The organism is Methylomonas sp. HYX-M1 (assembly GCF_040741385.1).
Taxonomy (GTDB): domain Bacteria; phylum Pseudomonadota; class Gammaproteobacteria; order Methylococcales; family Methylomonadaceae; genus Methylomonas; species Methylomonas rhizoryzae.
In genome coordinates this window covers 1,345,749-1,365,083 of record NZ_CP160405.1, presented here as the reverse complement: position 1 = coordinate 1,365,083, position 19,335 = coordinate 1,345,749, and the positions used below count along the sequence as shown (strand labels likewise).

Here is a 19,335-nt window from a genome sequence, read left to right as displayed (position 1 = left end):
GCCATGCCCACTCCGCTCGAATTGTTGCTAGACCCTGTCTCGCTTACCCTGTTTGTCATGTACGGCCTACTGATGCTGGCCGAAGCCTTGCGTCCGGCCAAAGCGCTGCCGGCGGTACGCGGCTGGCACTGGCGCGGCCTATGCGCGTTCTTTTGTTTTTGGTTATTATCGTCTTACTTGCCGCTGATCTGGAACGATAGTTTGCAAGCTCATACGCTGGCGGATCTGCGCGGCTTGGGCGACTGGCCGGGCGCCTTGCTGGGCCTACTGCTGTATCAATTGGGAGTATACCTGTGGCATCGGGCGATGCACGCCAGCCCTTTGCTGTGGCGCAGTTTCCACCAATGGCACCATAGTGCGGAACGCCTGGATTGTTACGGGGCCTTTTGGTTCAGCCCGCTGGATATGCTGGGCTGGACTGCGTTGAACAGTCTTACCTTGATCTGGCTGATAGGCATCACCCCGCAAGCGGCCGTTTGGGTACTGTACGCCACTACCTTTTTCAGTATCTTTCAGCATACCAACATCCGCACCCCGCGCTGGCTGGGGTATTTCGTACAACGTCCCGAAAGCCATTCCCTGCATCATCAACAGGGCATCCATGCCGGCAACTACGCCGACCTGCCGTTGTTGGACATTGTGTTCGGTACGTTTAAAAATCCGCGCGGCTTCGCCGATCGAACCGGTTTTTATCCGGGTGCCTCGGCACGTCTATGGGATATGTTGCTGATGCGCGACGTCTCCGGTCAACAAATCCGGCCACGCGCTCAGGGCCGGATCAATGTGGGCTAATCCCCCCTTCCACTACCGCAACGATTACCGTTTAACCCGAGAAACAGCATGTCCACCGTTAACGATCATTATGCCCTGCACCTAGCCCCGATATATGTTTGGATGGCCGGCGGCGCCCAAGCCGCGCTACAAGCGGGTAGCGACGACATCGCCGCGCTGTCCGCCCTGTTGCCGCGCACCGGCCGCGTCGTCGATCTGGGAGCGGGATTCGGCATGCACAGCATTCCTTTGGCCCAAGCCGGCTTTCGGGTTACTGCGCTGGATACCTCGAAGTTACTGCTGGAAACGCTGAGCCAACTGCGCGGCGATTTGCCGATTTTAACCGTCAACGACGATTTATTGAATTTTCGAAATTACATAGCCGAGGCGCCGGCGGCGGTATTTTGCCTGGGCGACACGCTCACCCATCTGCCGTCGACGACCGCCGTACAAACGTTGTGCGAACAGCTTGCCGTAGCACTAGCGGAAAACGGGGTTTTCGTGGCTAGCTTTAGAGACTATTCCCTGCCGTTAACGGGCGAGCGGCGTTTCATTCCGGTTCGTAGCGACGCCGATCGCATCTTGACCTGTTTTTTGGAATATCAGCCGGAAACGGTATGGGTGCACGATATTCTGCACGAACGCCGGGATGATCACTGGCATACCCGGGTCAGCCATTATCCTAAACTAAGGCTGGCACCCGGGCAATTGGGCAAGTGGCTGAAAGCCAAGGGTTTTGCGGTAACCTTCGCCCCAGGCCCGCGCGGCATGCAACAGCTAACGGCTAAACGCCTGCCATAGCCCGCGGATCAAGCACGCATTCGGCTTGCGCCGCTACCGGCGGCGAGACTCGCCGAGCCGGTCCAGCCAAGCAATCCGCCCGCAGACTAATCGCAGCATTTGCTTTGCCTGAACGTAAAGAATTCGTTGCGGGTGTATGTCGGGCCCGAATGACCAGGCCTACGGCCCGTTCAAAAATTATTGCTCTAGCGTAACAAAGGCCAGTTTGGAGATGCCCGCGTGCTGAGCGGCTGCCATGACTTCGGCCACCTTGCCGTAGGTTACCGCTTGGTCGGCGTAAATATGCACAGTTAACTCGGAATTGGCTGCCAATTCTTTCTGCAACGCCGCTTCCAGTTCGGGCAAGTTGGCTACAACCGCCTTGTTGAGGGTGATGCCGCCTTGAGCATCTATACCGAGCTGCATAGGTTGCTTGTCGATATCCGGCGTGGTGGATTCGGTCTTGGGCAGCGCCACGTTCACCGATTGCGTCAATAACGGAGCGGTAACCAGTAAAATAATCACCAACACCAACATCACGTCAACCAGTGGCGTAACGTTAATCTCGCTTACCGCTTCGTCGTCATCCGATTGTGTTTTGAATCCCATAAACGTTGCTTACTCCTTGTTGTTCCCGTTGCCGAAAGCGATATGCAAGAAACCGTCGACGAAATGTTCGAGCGAAGCCCGATGATGTTTGGCGCGGCGGATGAAAAAGTTATAGGCCAATACTGCCGGAACTGCAACTGCGATACCGATAGCGGTTGCCACCAAGGCATCGCCGATAGGGCCGGCCACCACGTCAAGACTGGCCGAACCGCTAGCACTGATGTCGTGCAAAGCATGCATGATACCCAACACGGTGCCGAATAAACCGACGAACGGCGCCGTGCTGCCAATGCTGGCCAACATGGTCAAGCCGCTTTCCATCTGCCTTTGTTCTTGCTCGGTTTGCTTACGCAGGGCTTGTTCCAACAAATCCTGCGGCGCGCCGCGGAATTTTAACGCGGCAGCGGCAACCGGATCGCGCCATTCACTCAGCCAGGAAAAACCGCAAGACGCTATCCTCGCTTTGGGGCCGCGCTGAGTTTCGGCAGGCAATTGTTCGGCTGCTTTCAGGTCTACCGCATCCCAAAACGCGCTGCTGAAGCGCTTGTTGTATTGAGTATTCCTGGCGAATTGCCAAGTCTTAAAGAATATCAAGGTCCAAGTGATCAACGAGAACACCAGCAATGTGTACAGAGTGCCATCGATGATGAAGGCAGGTGCAACATGAAAAGGCATTAAAACTCTCTCCTAAGTAATTTCTATAAAAAAATGCCGGCTAATTCTGTCTGATTCGGCCGCACAAGCTTGCAAATACGGTTCTTTGCAAGCTTAACAAAATCAAAATTTCCAAATGCTGATTTTGGCCGCGCCTCCCTGCCGGCGGAAACGATTGCGCCGACATAACCTCAGTCGCGCAACGTAAAGCTGATAGGCACGATGACCGAACTTGCTACCGGGGTTTCGCCGCGTTTTGCCGGGATAAACCGCCATTTTTTTACAGCTTCCACGGCAGATTCGTCCAATATCTCGTGCCCGCTGGAGGTCTCTACGCTCACAGCATCGCTGGTTCCGTCCGCCGAAACCTGCACTCTGAGCAACACTTTGCCTTGCCAGCCGCGGCTTTTAGCTATCGGCGGATAGTATGGTTTGGGATTGTGGGCATAGTTGGCCCGGTAGTTCGCCTCGGTAAAAGTCGGCTGACTACTCGATGGCGCACTAGTGTTGGTGCTACTAGTCGCCGGACTATTACTGGCGCTACTAGTGGTTGCAGGCTCCGCCGGGGCGGCAACCGGTTCGGCCGCGGGTTGCGGTGCAAAATCGGCCGGCTTTTGTACAACAGGCGGCGGTTTTTTTACCGGCGGCTTAGGCAGCGTTTTTTTCGGCGGGGTAGGCTGCTTTGCTGCAGGCGGTGGCGGCGGCGCAGGCTTTGGCGGAGCCACTTGGGGTTGGGGGGCCGGGATGACGACCATGGATACTTCCATGACTAACGGCTTGGCTTCCGTCAGCGTTTCGACGGGTTTATACAGCCAGGTCAATAACAATACATGCACCAGCCCCACCAACAAGGTCAGCAGAACCCACATATTCCTGGGACGTTCCTCGCCGCGCAAAAACGCGTGAAAACGGGATTTCCCGACAATCTCGGAAGGACTGCCGCCCAATGTCAACGTGGCGGGGCCGGACAAGCCGTCGTCCCTGCCATTGAGAAAAAACATATCAATCATGTAAGAAACGGATGGAAACGATTCTCATTTTACGGGATAAACCCATCGACTGTCAGGTTTAAAAAACATCTCTTTACAATTTCCTAATTCGAACAAAATGCCGCGGCATTTTTTATCCATAGCCGCCGATAAATTCGCGGTAAAAATTGCTGCCTGTGGCATAATTTCCACAACTGTCTCATTTTTGCAGATACCGTATGCCCGCAAGTTTTCCTGACTCGGCCAAATTGCCGCTAACCGGCTTGGCCTATAGCGCAATCGGTGTGGTATTTGCCGATATTGGCACCAGCCCTCTTTACGCGCTGAAAGAGGTATTCGCCGATAGCAATTTACCGGCAGACCCTCAACACATATTGGGGGTGCTCTCGTTGATCTTTTGGGCCTTGGTGCTGGTGGTCACCAGCAAATACACGATTTTCATCATGCGGGCCAACAACAAAGGCGAAGGTGGCATTATGGCCTTGATGGCCTTGGCCTCGCAAGCTTGCAAAACCAACCCGGAACGCAAGAAGCTGGTCGTCACGCTGGGGCTGCTGGGCGCGTCCTTATTTTACGGCGACAGCATCATCACCCCGGCGATATCCGTACTCGGTGCGATGGAAGGCATTAGCGTCATTTCACCGAAACGGGAGAATTTGATTGTCCCCCTATCCCTGTTGCTTATTGCCGGTTTGTTTATTCTGCAACTCAAGGCCAACCGGCAAATCAGCCGTTATTTCCCTCCCGTCATGCTAGTCTGGTTTTCGACCCTGGCATTTCTAGGCGTCGCCAATATCGTTCATCACCCCGAAGTCTTAGCCGCCTTGAATCCCAGCTATGCGGTACGTTTAATCCTGGAAACCGGCTGGACCAGCTTTGTGATTATGAGCGCTATTGTGCTGGTGATTACCGGCGCGGAGACCTTGTATGCGGACATGGGGCAATTCGGCTTGAAGCCGATACGGCTGGCTTGGTTCGGCCTGGTTTTTCCGGCGTTATTACTGAACTATTTCGGCCAGGGCGCATTGCTACTGGACAATCCCGGCGCGGCAAGCCACCCCTTTTATCTGCTAGCCCCGGCTTGGGCGCGCTATCCCTTGCTCGGCTTGGCGGCATGCGCCGCGTTAATCACCTCGCAAGCCGTCATTTCCGGCGCTTTTTACGTGACCCGGCAAGCCGTGCAGCTGGGCTATTGCCCGCGCATGGAAATTTTCCATCCGTCCCGCAACAATGCCGGGCAGATCTACATTCCATCGGTCAATTGGTTATTGATGGCCTCGGTCGTCATCGTCATTCTAAGCTTCAAAACCTCGTCGGCTCTGGCATCGGCTTACGGCATCGCCGTAACCGGAACGATGATAGTCGACACGGTACTGGCTTATACGGTTTTTCAGATCTTATGGCAGTGGGGCAAATTCAGCAGCATCGGCTTTATGTCGATCTTTTTACTGATAGACATGATCTTCCTGCTGTCCAACAGCTTGAAAATTCCGACCGGCGGCTGGTTATCGCTGGTAGTGGCTGCCGCACTGTACGCTTGCATGACCACTTGGATCATGGGCAAAGAAATGTTGGCCAAATATTTGGAAGAACGCCGGGTGTTATTCGAAGAATTGCAGCAGCAACTCAGCGAACACCCGCTGGCCAAAGTTCCGGGAACCGCAATCTACATGGCTCGCAGCTTGCACGGCGTACCGCAAGTCTTGTTGCACAATCTGGAACATAACCACGTGATGCACGCCAAAATGGTGGTATTAACCATAGTGACCAAAGAGGAACCCTACGTAGACGAAGCGCACCGCGTTAAAATTCGCGAATTCGGCGACAGCGGCCACTTTTACAGAGTGAAATTATATTTCGGTTTTCAGGAAGAACAGGATGTGCGGCGCGCCTTGCAACTCTGCTGCAACGAGGGGCTGGAAATCGACTCTAAAACCGTCTCGTTTTTCGTCGGTAGCGAACGGCTGTCTTTCCGGCGAAACAACCCAATGCCGGGCTGGCGCAGGTCGTTGTTCAAATTTTTAACCCACAATTCGGCCAGCCCTATCGCATTCTTCAGAATTCCGGTCGACAAGGTGATAGAACTGGGGATTCGCATCGAACTTTAGCCGTCGGCAAAACGGCTAAAGCCTTGCGCCCGCACGGGGTAGCGGGCTATCTCAATCTTTACGGTGGCGATGTTGCTGATTGCCGCCGTGATTTCCGAAACCTTCGCCGCCTCGTCTACGCCCGGCTCCGGCCCTATCGCCGCCGTTAGCCTGCCAGTCGCGCTCTAAGCCCGAACGGTCTTGCCGCCAGGAACGATTGCTGTTGCGCATGTTTTCCAAGGCATCCGCCGAGCCGAAATTTCCGGACCACTGCTTGCCGCCGCGGCCGCCTCCACCATTATGCTGATGACCATCGTGGCGATCCCTATCGCGTCCGCCGCCACGGTGCCCGTGCCAATCGTGATGCCCATGCCCCCCGCCGCCATAGCCGGGCACCACATAGGTTTCCCGGTATTGAATGACTCCACCGGGTTGGTAATAAGACGGGGAGTCATAATAACCGCCCCCACCGTAGCCGTAACTCGAATATCCCCGGTGATAGCCCGCAGGCGCACAGCCAACCACAGCTGAAGCCGCCAAAGTAAGCATCAATAGTGTTGTGGTTTTCATAACGACCTCTAGGCCCTGCCTGTTTTATCGAAACCGGATATTAGGATAGCGAATGCTCACTTAATCGACACTTAACTGGAAAGCGATGTGCAAAAACGTTTCAGGCCACGAAAAAATCTTGCGGCTCGGCGACCACCGGATTGACCAACGCACCTATGCCTTCGATTTCCACCCGCACGGTTTGCCCCGGCTTTAAATAACCGCGCGGTTTCATTTTTACCCCGACTCCGGCCGGCGTCCCGGTCGTTATCACGTCGCCCGGTTCCAGTGTCATCGCCTGGCTCAGATAGGCGATCAATTCGTAACCGTTGAAAATCATCTCGCCGGTATTGGCGTTTTGCCGCAACTCGCCGTCCACCCAGGTTTTCAAGTTTAATTGATGCGGATCGGCAATCTGGTCGCAGGTGACTATCCAGGGCCCCATCGGTCCATGAGTATCGAACGACTTACCCAGCGTCCAAGTCGGCGAACGGTGTTGCCAATCGCGGACGGTTACGTCGTTGCAGATCGTAAAACCGGCGATAACGCTAGGCGCGTCGCCGGCCGAAACGTTGCGGCAACGCCTGCCGATGACGATGCCTAATTCACCCTCGTAATCGACCTTATCGGAAACCGCCGGGCAATGAATCGCTGCCCCGGTACCGATCACGCAAGTACTTTGTTTGGTAAAAAAGGTCGGGTATTCCGGCTTTTCCAGCCCGGTTTCGCCCACGTGATCCGGGTAATTCAACCCTACTCCCAAAAACTTGCCCGGACGCAACACCGGCGCCAACAATTGCACCTCGGCTAACGGGTGCCTATTCTCCCCGGAATCGATCAGGGCCTGCAATGCCGTCAACGCCGGCCGGCCGGCTTGTAACAACTCCGGCATGGATCCTGCGCCGTCGACCGCCCCAGTCGCCGCAACCACGCTGTCGCCGACCACGGCACCGACCCAAATTCTAGCGCCGTAGGAATATGTCGCCAATTTCATCGTTTGCCTTTTCACCTATATTTAGATCGCCATTGTATCGTACCGGCGGCGCGCATCGCCGAAGCCGCAAGCCTATCCATGCCGCCGCCGACACTCAGCTAAAAATCGTTATTCGTAACCATCATCCAGGAGATAAAAATGTCAGATTCGTATTGGTTCAGAACAGGGGAAGCAACGGTATTTTCCAGCGAAGGGCAAGGTACCGACGCGATGCCGGAAATTTTAATCGGCGACGTAAAAGGCCCGGCCGGACATGCCTTCGCCAACTTGATGGGACAAACCGCCGGACATACCCGCATGTTTGCGATTCGCGCCTGCAATCAACAGGTGCGTCCCGCAACCATTATGGTGCCTAAAGTGACCATCAAATCGTCGGACTACGTCAACCTACTCGGCGGCCCGGTCCAGTCGGCCGTGGCCGATGCGGTGATCGACAGCGTGGCCGAGGGCGTCATCCCTCGGCTGCAAGCCAACGAACTCTGCATCATCGCGATGCTCTGGATAGACCCTTCCTGCGCCGGCAATCCCGACTTGGACCGCAAAGACTTATACCGCACCAATTACGAAGCGATGAAACTGGCGATTCAACGCGCCATGAGCAATTCGCCCAGCATAGACGAGCTCATCGCCAACCGGCACAAAATTTTCCACGAAATGTACGACCCGGAGACCGGCGAATCCCAGTGGTAAATGCCTGATAAAGCGTGCAAAGCGCCTGACATTCTATTGCCAGGCGCCGGCCCGTTTCGCTCACAACCGGTATAAAGGCTCCAAGGTTTGCGGCGGCGGCGCGCGATCCGGCTGTTTGCCGTGCTGGGCAAAGGCCCGCTCCAAGGCGTGCGCGTCCCAATCGCCGGAATCGCCGGCGTACAAACACCGGTTTAGCTGCTTGATTTCGAGTTGGAGCGGTTGCGCGCAACAGCCGGCCAGCGCCGCCAAATTATCCACCCCGTACTGTTGCGCCCCCCACGCTAGCAACACATTTTTCGCCGCTTGGGGATCGTGTCGGCGGCAGGCGTCGCGCAACGGTTTGGAAAAATCGAACAGCGGCGCCACCGGCCGCGCGCTTTCGACCACGGCTTTTGCCTGCCGCGATTTAACCACTATCCAGACCAGGGTAAGCAGCCAGCCCAAGCCTAAAAACCCGGACAACCAAGGCCAGTAACCGGCATCATTAGGAATTGCGGCTGTATTCGCAGCGGCAATCGGACTATCGGGCCGGGTCGAAGCGTCTTGGGCCAAGACTTCGGCCGGCCGGGTTTGACCGCCGTCCGCGGCAACCGCCTGTATCGTCACAGCCGGCAAGCTGGCGGTCTCGGCTTTTTGCGTACGGGTATTGAACCAAACCAGTTGTAGCGGCGGCAACGTGTAACTGCCGGGCTTGCCGGGAATGTATGCGATTTTTTCCTGCCGCACAGCCGTCAAACCGCCGCTGAGTTTATCTTCTTTCAACAAGGGTTGATCCGGATAGGTTTTGATCCCGTCAATACCGTTGGATTCCACCAATTCCGGTAACTGCCCGACCGTCGTCCCGTGCGCGCTCAAGGTGATGGTACGGGTTAAAGGCTCGCCGACGTTAACGCTCAGACTTTGGTCCGACCAGACTTGGCTGAGGGTTAAACTGTCCGCCGTCAGCCAGGCCGAACCTTGGTAGGTTTGCGGCACGGGTTGTACGTCCAGGACGATAGCATCGGAGCTCACTCTCCGGGTTTCGGTTGGCGCTCTATTAAAAAAGCCGTTAAAACGCGGTTGCCTGCCGCCCAATACTTCCGCGTTCAAGACTAAAGCCGGTATGGTCAATTTACCGGACTGTTGCGGAAAAATCGCATATTGCCGCTCGGTGACCGTGTAGTCCACGCCGTTTATCGGCGTCGAATAAGTACTGTCGTCTCCGAGCTTTTCCACCAAGGCGTCGTTCAAATCCGGCTCGGTTAAACTGGCCTGCGCAACTTGTACCCTGCGAAAAAATTTTACGCTAACCAGCACTTGCGATTGAACGTAAGGTGCCTGCGGAGTGGCTTGAACTTGTAAAAACAGATCCTCGCCGGCATTGTCGGCAGCCTGCGCTTGCGGGGAATCCGTCACGCTTACGCTTACGGTTTGGCTCAGATCGGCCCCAAAGGCTATCGGCGGTATCGTCAAGTCTCCGGCCCGCTTGGCCATCACGTCGAGTATCCATTGCTCTTCCCGGCTACTCTTGCCGTTGATCCACGACATATTGCTGCTGCGTTGCTGATTCAATATATCGAAATCCCGCTCCAACGGGGAGAAGTCCGGACTACCGTCCACCTGCGCCACAGCCTTGAACACGATGCGAAACGATTCGTTCAGACTGACCGGATTGCGATCCACATTCACGCGGATTTCCGCCGCAAACACCCCATTACCGATCAAGACAAACGCGCCTGCCAACCAGAAAAAACGCCATTTTTTCATCTTAGAAGCCACCGATGCTTTTATGGAAACCGTTACCCTAAACCCTCCGCCGCACCTGACCGTTGCGGCGCAAAAGCTATCCCTAGCGTGCAAACGGCGCTACTGCCATCCCCCGCCCAGCGCTTTGTACAAATTGATCCCGGCAACGTGCCGTTGCTTGGTCGCGTTGATTAACTCCAAGTTGGAGCGCAACGCGCTTTGTTGCGCGTAAAGCACCTCCAGATAGGTCGCTTTGGCGGCTTTATACAATTCGTTGGATACCTCGACCGAATGCCTTAAGGCATCGCTTTGCTGCCGTTTCAGTGCGCTGACTTGTTGCAGGTTTTTTAAGTTGGACAACTGATTCGCCACTTCGACGTAAGCGTTCAGTATGGTCTTCTGGTAATTGTACATCGCAGTCAACTGCGTCGCTTTGGCGGTGTTGAAGCGTGCTTCCAAGGCATTTTTGTTGACCAAGGGGGTGATCAATTGGCCGAATACCGAATAAGCCAAAGAAGCCGGGGATTGAAACAAAAATTCCGGATCGAAGGCTTGAAAACCGAAAGTGGCGGTAATGTTGACGTTGGGATAAAACGCGGCCTTAGCGGCTTGCAGATCGAACTGGCTAGCCTGTATGTCGAATTCCGCCGCCCGGATGTCCGGCCGGTTTTCCAGCAATTGCGACGGCACCCCGGCCGCAAGTCTGTGGTTGGGTTCGACGAAGAACACCTCTTTGCTACGCGGGATAGGTTGAGGATAACGGCCCAACAGAAAATTGATTTTGTTTTCTATTTCGGTGATGTGCTGCAAGGCGTTTTTTTCCGACACCTGGGTATTCAACACTTCCGCTTGAAATTGCTGTACCGCCAGTTCATTGGCGCGCCCGGCTTCTTTTTGCCATTTGATGACGTCTAAGGCTTCCTGTTCTTTACGTATCGTCGCCCGGATAATATCCAACTCGTGATCCAACGCCAGCAACTCGTTGTAATAGATCGCCACGTCCGCAACCAGATTGGAGATGACGAAATTTGCCGCGTCTATGCTGGACAAATAGCTGGAAGCCGCGGCGCTGCGTTGATTGCGCAGCTTTCCCCACACGTCGATTTCCCAAGACGATTGCAAGCCGACGAAAATGTCCGGCAACACCTCCGGCACGGTATTGCCGGGAGTTATATCGGTGGTAGCATTACCGGCCCCGTCCATGGTGTATTGGCCGAATTTACGCATACCGCCGCCGATAGCCAAATCGACTTTCGGCAACAAGGCCGCATTGGCCAATTTGACGCTGGAGCGCGAGGCTTCGATGCGCTGCAACGCCATTTGCAGATCCGGATTATTGGAGACTGCGGCATCGATCAAGACTATCAATTGCGGATCGGAAAAATAATCGCGCCAATCGATTTCCGCCAGGCGAACGCTGCTGCCGGCATCTTTATACCCGCTGAATTCGGCCGGCAATTCCGGTTTTTGAATGGACAATTCTGTGTCCAACTGGCTGCACGCACCGGCGGTTAACGCCAGGCAGGCCGCCGCTATAAAACGTTTTGGTTTCTGCAACATGGAAATTAAATCGTTTCGGTAAAGGGGGCTTCTTCTTTCTTGCCCTGAGGGTAGCGTCTGTCCGCGATACTCGCGAATGTCACGTACAGGCCGGGAATCACGACGACGCCGAAAATGGTGCCGAAAATCATGCCGCCGGCCGCAGCCGAACCTATGGTGTTGTTGCCGATTTCGCCGGCTCCCGATGCGAACATCAGCGGAATCAAACCGGCGACGAAGGCAAACGAAGTCATCAGAATCGGCCTTAAGCGTAAAACCCCAGCCTCTATGGCCGCTTCATACGGGTTTTTGCCTTGTTTATGCTTCAGGGCGGCGAACTCGATAATCAAAATCGCGTTTTTACCCAAAATGCCGATCAGCATGATCATGGCGATTTGCGCGTAGATATTGTTTTCCAGACCCATCAACAGTAAAAAAAACAACGCGCCGAACACGCCTATCGGCAACGACAACAGCACCGCGAAAGGCAGCAAAAAACTTTCGTATTGCGCAGCCAGCAACAAATAAACAAACAACAAACAAATCATAAAGATGTATATAGCTTGGTGGCCGGCGTTGGCCTGATCGCGCGACGAACCGGCCCAATCGTAGCCGTAACCCTTGGGCAATTTTTGCGCCGCGACAGCCTTGATCGCCGCCAATGCCTGGCCGCTGCTATATCCCAAAGCCGGTTGGCCGTTGACCAAGGCCGAGGTGTACATGTTGTAGCGGGTGATTTGCTCGGGGCCGTAAACTTTTTCCACGCTTAAAAACGAGGAAAACGGCACCATGTGGCCGGCATCGTTTTTGATGTACAACTCCATCAAATCTTCCGGTTGAGCGCGGTATTCCGGCAAGGCTTGCACCATTACTTTATACAATTGGCCGAAGCGAATGAAATTGGTGGCGTATTCGCTGCCTATCAAGGTTTGCAGCGTACTCATGGCATTGTCCGCCGTCACGCCGATTTTGGCGGCCTTGTCGCCGTCGATATGTAAAACGAATTGCGGAAAAGCGGCATTGAAAGTAGTAAATGCATTGCTGATTTCCGGCCTTTTATTCAACTCTTCCACAAAGGCGTCGGCGACTTTCTGCAGCTTGCCCAGATCGTCGGAACCGGTTTTGTCCAACAAGCGCATTTCGAAACCGCTGGAATTACCGTAGCCCGGCACCGGCGGCGGCGTGAAAAACTCCACACTGGCGTCTTTGATGTAACGGGTTTTTTCTTCCAACGACTTGATGATGTCTTTATCGGATGCTTGCCGCTCCTCCCAATTTTTAAGGCTGATCAGATTCATGCCGTACACGGCACCTGTGCCTTCCGACAAAATGCTATAGCCCGCCAAACTGGAAACCGACTCGACTTCGGTCAACTCCGCCGCCACTTTGCGCACCTCGTTGGATACTTTCTCGGTCCGCTCTAACGTCGCACCGGACGGGGTAGTGATATTGGCGTAAATCGTGCCCTGGTCTTCTTCCGGAATAAAACCCGACGGCACCGTGGAGCCAATCAAGCCGGCACCTAGCGAAAACACCAGCAAAAATGCGAAGGTCACCAGAGTCCGGTTGCCGATCCAGGAAATAATGCGTTTGTACCGCGCCGACAAGCCGTCGTACCAACGGTTGAAACCGCCGAAAAACGTTTGCATCCGCGAGGCTTCCCGGCTGTTATGGTCGTGCAAGTTTTGCAAAAACATCGCGCACAAAGCCGGTGTCAAGGTCAAAGCGGTGACCCCCGACAGCACAATTGAAATTGCCATGGTCAACGAAAATTGCCGGTAAAACACCCCTTCCGGCCCCTCCATGAACGAAACCGGTATAAACACCGCCGACATGACCAGGGTAATAGCCACAATCGCACCGCTGATTTCCCGCATCGCGGCTTCCGTAGCGCGTTTGGGCCCCATGTGCGCGTGCTCCATTTTGGCGTGTACCGCCTCCACCACCACGATGGCGTTATCCACCACGATGCCGATCGCCAGCACCAGGGCGAACAAGGTGATCAGATTCAGCGAAAAACCCAGTAATTGCATGAAGAAAAAGGTACCTATCAAGGAAACCGGCACGGCGATAATCGGAATCACGGTGGAACGCAAGTCCTGCAAAAAGATGAACACTACCAGCGCAACCAACACGAACGCTTCGAACAAGGTTTTCAGTACTTCGTGTATCGACGCGTCTAAAAATTTGGACACGTCGTAGCTGACGTTGTAATCCATACCCGGCGGAAACGAGTTGGCTTTAATGGTCGCCATGGTGTTCTTGATGTTCTCGATCACCTCTTTGGCATTGCTGCCGGGCCGCTGTTTCAGCAAAATTGCGGCGGACGGCCTGCCGTTTTCTTTGGACAACACGTTGTAATCCTTGGAATCGAATTCAATGTCGGCAACGTCTTTCAAGCGGACGATTTCGCCGCTATCGCTGCCGGACAACACGATGTTTTCGTAACCTTCCTGGGTATTGTATTTGCCGGTATAACGCAACACGTATTGCAGGGCCTGCGCCTCTTTGCCGGAGCTTTCGCCTATCTTGCCCGGTGCCGCCTCGACGTTTTGCTCTTTCAATTTGTCGACGATTTCGTTGGCCGAAATGTTGTACATCACCAATTTGTCCGGCTTCAGCCATACCCGCATCGCATATTCGCGGGAGCCCAAAATTTCCGCGAAACCCACGCCTTCTATGCGCTTCAGCTCCTTGAGCACGTTGATATCGGTGAAATTGAACAGAAATTTTTCGTCTATGCCGGGATCGGTGCTGAGGATATTGATGTATAGCAGCATGGCGTTTTGCACCTTCTCGACGATCACCCCGGCCTTGATCGCCTCGGCCGGAAGTTCGTCCATGGCCGAAGATACCCGGTTCTGTACGTTAACCGCCGCCACGTCCGGATTGGTCCCCGGTTTAAATACGATGCTAATCAAACCACTGCCATCGTTGCCGGCCACGGACGACATGTAACTCATGCCGGGTACGCCGTTGATCACCCGTTCTAACGGGGTAATCACCGCTTTGACCACCACTTCCGCATTCGCACCGGTAAACTTGGTAGTCACCGTGACTTCCGGCGGCGCAATATCCGGAAATTGGGTGATCGGCATTTGTAGCAATGAGAGTAGTCCGATCAAGGTTATCAACACCGAAATGACGATGGACAGGACCGGACGATGGATGAATTTAGAGGTCATGGGCTTGACTCCGTTTATTCGGCTTTGCCGTCCATAGGCATAACCGCCGCCAGATCGACATAAACCGGTTCGATTGCGGCCCCGTCTTTGGCGGTTTCTACACCTTCGAAAATTAATTTTTCGTCTTTGCTTAAACCGGACTCCACCGCATAAAAATCGGTAAAGCGCATTTTAGGCACGATATTGCGCTGTTTTAACACGTTATTTTTATCTACCGTGAATACATAGGTTTTATCCTGAATTTCGAATGTAGATTTTTGCGGAATAATCAGCGCATTTTCCAGCTGCTTTTCTACGATAATTTTTCCGTTTGCCCCGTGTTTCAATATGGCGTCCGGATTGGGAAATCGAGCCCGAAATGCGATGTTTCCTGTTTCTTTATCGAACTCGCTTTCTATTACCTCGATTTTACCTTTGTAAGGATAAACTTCGTTATTAACAAGCCTTAAACTCACCGTTTTTATTTCCTTCTCACCACTGGAAATATAATTGAGATAATCGATTTCCGATAAATTAAAGTAGGCAAAAATCTCGTGATTATCGGAAATCGAGGTCAACATATCGCCTTCTTCAACTAGACTACCCATTTTGTGTGGTATGCGGTTGATAATGCCATCGTAAGGCGCCTTGATCTGCGCATACGACAAATGCAAAGCCACTTGCTCTTTATGCGCCACGGCTTCTTCCACCTTGGCCTTCAAGGCATTTACCCTGGCCTGCAATACATCCAATTCCGCCTTGGAGACGATGTTTTTTTCCTGCAAATGCCTGACGTTACCGAATTCGACTTCCGCCGCCTTCAGGTCGGCTAACGCCGCTTTGTAATCGGCTTCGGCTTTTTGCAGTTCCTTTTCGAACTCCAAGTAATTCAGCGTGAATAATAATTGGCCTTTTTTGACGATCTGGCCTTCGTCCACGTAATTCTTTTCGATGAAACCTTTGATCTTGCTGCGAACTTCCACGTAGCGCACCGATTGTATTTCGGCGACATATTCGCTGATATAAACCGTATCCTTCACCAACGGAGTAATCACCTGATAAGTTTCTAGTTTAAGCTTATGCTCTTGCTGCTGGCCGCAGGCCTGAACCAAAATAGCGCTAGAAATAAACAATATTTGCTGATAGTTCATATTAAATCGCGATCTGTACGAATTATATTTCGGCAGGTGCAATAGCCGGATACGGCGCTAAAACAAAACCGTAACTAATTCTATCGTTAAATAAAGGCATACCCGGTCATTAATCGGATACTAATAAATGACAGAGTGCAGTAAATCGCTCAAAAGCGTGCGAACTTTACGGGCTTGCAGAGCCGTTGCAAGCGCGAGAAACCGCTTCGCTTCCGGCTTCGGCCTAAGCCGCCATGCACTCGATCGAACTGGCGCCCCATCCGGGTTCACCAATCCGGGCCGGAATACCCGGGCGGGTCGCGCTGTCCGTATTGAAACTTGAATTTTCGCCTTAACAATCCGGTCGGATCGTCCGGAATGCGTTTTAACAGCTGTTGATTGGCACGAGTCGCTTCGTCTTCGTCGCTGGCTAACGCCTGTTTTTGTCCCGAATGCCGGACTTGGTCGGGCTTAGGATTATTGGTAGGCCGCCGCGCGTCGTCCGGCAAATCCGACGACTCTTCCCGCTCAGGCTTTTTGTCCTCATCGAATTTCGCTGGATTTTCATCCGAACTCGAATTAGCAGCTTGGGCATTTAGTTCCGAGGCTGCGGATTGGGGGGACGCCTGTTCGGCCTCGGCCGGTTTCGGCAGCTCGCCGGACTCTTGCCGAGACTCTTGCCGAGACTCTTGCCGAGAATTTTCAGCCGAAGCGCCCTCTTGTTGCCTGGAATGCGAGTCCGACGACGGCTGATCTTTCTGATCTTTCTGATCTTTCTGATCTTGCTGATTTTGTTGGTTTTGCGCTTGTTGCTGCTGCAACTGCCGTTCGACCAGTTGCTTGTTGTATTTTGCGTCGGCGTGATTGGGGTCGTGCTGCAAGGCCTGCTCGTAGGCTGTTAGCGCATCCTGCAACCGCCCGGCTTTTGCCAATGCATTAGCGCGATTGTATAGACCGTCGGCAGTTTGGACATCCTTCAGGGTATCGGCAGCCGCTTGGTACTGCCCTGCCCGATAGTGGGCCGCCGCGCGCCATTCGGGATCGGTGAAGGTCTCGGCCGCTTGCGCATACGCTTGCCGGTCGAAGGCCTGTTGCGCTTGCTGGTCCGACGTCCGCCAAAAATCCGGCCAATCCCAAGCCATCGCCGGTTTAGGCAAGGGCAGCAGAACGGCAAACGCCAAAAGCAACACACCTTTTCTGAACTGTACAGCCGCCCAAGCCAAAACCGGCAGCAATAACCAAGGGCCTTTGTCGTCCCATTGCTGCAGCTGCAAATCGGCTTGCGGCCCCCGCCCATCTTCGAGCGGACGATTAAACAAACGACTTAGCCGTTCCACGTCGGCGTCGTCGGCGGTGGCGGCCTGAAACACTCCGCCGCCTGCCGCCGCCAGTGCCGCCAACTGATCGGTATCGGTTTTTGCGATCACGATATTGCCGCCGGCGTCTTTCAAAAAACCTCCACCGGATAACGGGATAGGTGCACCTTCCGGGCTGCCCAACGCCAGAACCGATACCGGGTAGGTGGCGGCTAACTCACGCGCTGCGGCAACGCTGTCGGCTTCCACGCCGTCGGTGGCCAATAAAATATTGCCTTGCGTCAAACCGGCTTGGCGCAACAAATCCGCACTACGCTGCAAGGCTATCCGGGTATTGCTGCCGGGACTGGGCATAATCCCGGTCGTCAACGCTTCCAGTTGACTGTTGATAGTCGCCGTATCGGTCGTCAGCGGCGTCACGGTAAAAGCGTCGCCGCTATAAACTAATAGCGCGGTTTGCCCGTCTTTACGTTGTTGCAATATATCCGCTATTTTGTATCGGGCCCTGCTCAGACGGCTGGGCTTTAAGTCGCCGGCGTCCATGGATTTGGATAAATCCAGCGCAATCACCAATGCGGAATCGTTACGAAACGCCGGCCCTGCTAAACGCTGCCAAGTCGGCCCGGCCAAGGCCAATACCGTCAACAACACCGCTACGCCATGCGGCAGCCAAGCCGCCGCATGGCGTAGCTGCGGTTGTTGCCGCAAAATGTAAGGCAAGAGTTCCGGGTCGCAAACCTGTAACCAGTCGCCGCGCCGCAACGGCCGAATACACAAGGCAAACAGCAACGCGGCCGCCGGCACTAAAGCCAGCAACCACCAGGGACGCAGAAAATGAAACTCACTCGCCATCAAGCCGTCCTCAAGCGCAGCCACACCAAGCCCGCGACCAAACAGGCTGCGGCGGCCAACGGCCAATAGAACAAATCGGTGCGAGGCCGAAAAAATTGTTTGTCTTTTTCCACCGGCTCCAATTGATCCAATAAGCTGTATATCTGCTCCAATTCCTCGGTATTTCTAGCCCGAAAATAGCGTCCGCCGGTGGTGTTGGCGATAGCTTGCAAGGTCTTTTCGTCCAAATCGGCGGACGGGTTGACCCGCCGGGTCCCGAACAGACTGCGGACCAGCATTTCGTCGGCGCCTATGCCGACGGTATAAATTTTCAGATGGTGCCGGGCGGCAATTTCCGCGGCTTTCAGCGGCGTCAATTCGCCGGCGGTGTTGGCGCCGTCGGTCAGCAATATCAACACGCGGCTTTCGCTTTTTTCGTTTTCCAGCCGCTTGACCGCCAAACCGATCGCGTCGCCTATGGAGGTTTGCGGATCGTCTTCGGTAATGCCGATGAACGCTTCGTTCAACAAGGTTTCCACGGTTTTGCGGTCGAAGGTCAACGGCACGTGCAAATAGGCCCTGGTGCCGAACAAGACCAAGCCTATCCTATCGCCTACCCGGCGCTGCACGAAATCGCTGACGACGTATTTGGTCGCCGTCAATCTATCGTAGCGCTTATCGTTGATGACAAAATCCTTTTCTTCCATGCTGCCGGACACGTCGACTGCCAGCATCAAATCCCGTCCGCTGACGGCCAGCTCCAGCGGCTCGCCCAGCCATTGCGGCCGGGTAGCGGCTACCACCAAGCATATCCAGGCCATAACCGCCAAGCGCCAAGGCCAAGGCCAGGTTTGCACATTAACCACGTAACGCGGCACCCGGCTAGGCAAATCATCCAAAAACGGTACGATCAGGGCTGCCTGCTCGGCTTGCGGTTTCGGCGGCAACCACCAGCGCAGCAGCAACGGCAACGGCATCACGGCAAGTAACCACGGCCATTGAAAATTGATCATCCTTGTTTTCCCTGCTGCTTCAGCCAGCGTTCACACAAATCGAACAAAGCCGCCACGTCCACGTCCGCTAATTCCGGCCGGTAATGGGCGTCGGCCAGGCAGCGCCCCAATCCACGACTGAAAGGTGCATCCGGCAAAGAGCGGTCCAAATAGTTCAGCCATGCTTCCCCGCGCAAGCTGGCGACTTGTTCTCTTGCCTGGCCGGAAATAGCCACCCGGCGCAACAATTCGGATAAGGCGGAGACGATCGTTCGGCTATCTCCGCCTTGTGCGCGCAAGTCGTTTAATACGCGTTGAGCTTCCTTATAAACGGGCAGCCGGCGTAAACGTCTAAACCAACGCACGCCGGCCCACACAGCCAGCCCAAGCGCCAATGCGACTAACCACCAGCCGGGAGCCGGCGGCCACCAGCCGATGGTTTGCGGTAAATGAATGTCTTTTAAAGGTAGCTGATCCATGTTTTCGACGATACCCGAACAGAGTCAATCCGCCGT

The 19,335-nt window shown here is 54.4% G+C and carries 16 protein-coding genes; 4 read left to right on the top strand and 12 right to left on the bottom strand.

Annotated features, from left to right (window positions below; translation table 11 throughout):
* Positions 1-3: 3 nt before the first annotated feature.
* Both AB0A83_RS06425 and AB0A83_RS06420 read left to right on the top strand, forming a co-directional pair.
* On the top strand, positions 4-792 hold the full coding sequence (locus tag AB0A83_RS06425; RefSeq protein WP_150047473.1) for a sterol desaturase family protein: 789 nt from the start codon (positions 4-6) through the stop codon (positions 790-792).
* 48 nt (positions 793-840) lie between these two features.
* A complete protein-coding gene (locus tag AB0A83_RS06420; protein WP_367155739.1) occupies positions 841-1,572 on the top strand; it encodes a class I SAM-dependent methyltransferase in 732 nt (243 codons plus the stop codon).
* Positions 1,573-1,749: 177 nt separating this feature from the next.
* Here the strand turns inward: AB0A83_RS06420 and AB0A83_RS06415 are convergent, their stop codons facing one another.
* The 3 genes from AB0A83_RS06415 to AB0A83_RS06405 form a co-directional block, all read right to left on the bottom strand.
* Positions 1,750-2,160 (bottom strand): biopolymer transporter ExbD, encoded by a 411-nt coding sequence (locus AB0A83_RS06415; protein ID WP_150047471.1) that lies wholly within the window; start codon positions 2,158-2,160, stop codon positions 1,750-1,752.
* A gap of 9 nt (positions 2,161-2,169) precedes the next feature.
* Positions 2,170-2,835, bottom strand: coding sequence for a MotA/TolQ/ExbB proton channel family protein (locus AB0A83_RS06410; RefSeq protein ID WP_150047470.1), 666 nt, complete (start codon positions 2,833-2,835; stop codon positions 2,170-2,172).
* A gap of 170 nt (positions 2,836-3,005) precedes the next feature.
* The gene (locus tag AB0A83_RS06405; protein WP_367155737.1) at positions 3,006-3,815 is read right to left on the bottom strand and encodes an energy transducer TonB; all 810 of its coding nucleotides are present in this window, start codon (positions 3,813-3,815) and stop codon (positions 3,006-3,008) included.
* Between the two features lie 206 nt (positions 3,816-4,021).
* Between AB0A83_RS06405 and AB0A83_RS06400 the strand changes: the two genes are divergently transcribed.
* Entirely contained in the window at positions 4,022-5,911 is a 1,890-nt protein-coding gene (locus AB0A83_RS06400; protein WP_150047468.1) for a potassium transporter Kup, read from the top strand.
* A gap of 51 nt (positions 5,912-5,962) precedes the next feature.
* On the opposite strand, the gene AB0A83_RS06395 is transcribed toward AB0A83_RS06400, so the two are convergent.
* Both AB0A83_RS06395 and AB0A83_RS06390 read right to left on the bottom strand, forming a co-directional pair.
* Complete coding sequence (locus AB0A83_RS06395; protein ID WP_150047467.1) at positions 5,963-6,460, bottom strand: hypothetical protein; 498 nt, start codon at positions 6,458-6,460, stop codon at positions 5,963-5,965.
* A gap of 100 nt (positions 6,461-6,560) precedes the next feature.
* Positions 6,561-7,433, bottom strand: a complete 873-nt coding sequence (locus tag AB0A83_RS06390; protein WP_150047466.1) for a fumarylacetoacetate hydrolase family protein — start codon at positions 7,431-7,433, stop codon at positions 6,561-6,563.
* A 138-nt stretch (positions 7,434-7,571) separates the two neighbouring features.
* Here AB0A83_RS06390 and fae point away from each other — a divergent pair, with 138 nt between their 5' ends.
* Positions 7,572-8,123: a formaldehyde-activating enzyme gene (gene fae / locus AB0A83_RS06385; RefSeq protein ID WP_150047465.1), complete on the top strand. Its 552-nt coding sequence runs from the start codon at positions 7,572-7,574 to the stop codon at positions 8,121-8,123.
* A 60-nt stretch (positions 8,124-8,183) separates the two neighbouring features.
* On the opposite strand, the gene AB0A83_RS06380 is transcribed toward fae, so the two are convergent.
* From AB0A83_RS06380 to AB0A83_RS06350, 7 genes are all read right to left on the bottom strand, one after another.
* Positions 8,184-9,869 (bottom strand): BatD family protein, encoded by a 1,686-nt coding sequence (locus tag AB0A83_RS06380; RefSeq protein WP_367155736.1) that lies wholly within the window; start codon positions 9,867-9,869, stop codon positions 8,184-8,186.
* Positions 9,870-9,968: 99 nt separating this feature from the next.
* Positions 9,969-11,408, bottom strand: a complete 1,440-nt coding sequence (locus AB0A83_RS06375) for an efflux transporter outer membrane subunit (protein WP_367155735.1) — start codon at positions 11,406-11,408, stop codon at positions 9,969-9,971.
* A gap of 5 nt (positions 11,409-11,413) precedes the next feature.
* Complete coding sequence (locus tag AB0A83_RS06370) at positions 11,414-14,572, bottom strand: efflux RND transporter permease subunit (protein ID WP_150047462.1); 3,159 nt, start codon at positions 14,570-14,572, stop codon at positions 11,414-11,416.
* A gap of 14 nt (positions 14,573-14,586) precedes the next feature.
* The gene (locus AB0A83_RS06365; RefSeq protein ID WP_150047461.1) at positions 14,587-15,702 is read right to left on the bottom strand and encodes an efflux RND transporter periplasmic adaptor subunit; all 1,116 of its coding nucleotides are present in this window, start codon (positions 15,700-15,702) and stop codon (positions 14,587-14,589) included.
* A gap of 266 nt (positions 15,703-15,968) precedes the next feature.
* On the bottom strand, positions 15,969-17,849 hold the full coding sequence (locus AB0A83_RS06360; RefSeq protein WP_367155733.1) for a VWA domain-containing protein: 1,881 nt from the start codon (positions 17,847-17,849) through the stop codon (positions 15,969-15,971).
* Positions 17,849-18,841, bottom strand: a complete 993-nt coding sequence (locus AB0A83_RS06355) for a VWA domain-containing protein (protein WP_367155731.1) — start codon at positions 18,839-18,841, stop codon at positions 17,849-17,851. The genes AB0A83_RS06360 and AB0A83_RS06355 overlap by 1 nt, the downstream gene beginning before the upstream one ends.
* A complete protein-coding gene (locus AB0A83_RS06350) occupies positions 18,838-19,299 on the bottom strand; it encodes a DUF4381 domain-containing protein (protein ID WP_367155730.1) in 462 nt (153 codons plus the stop codon). The genes AB0A83_RS06355 and AB0A83_RS06350 overlap by 4 nt, the downstream gene beginning before the upstream one ends.
* Between the last annotated feature and the right edge of the window lie 36 nt (positions 19,300-19,335).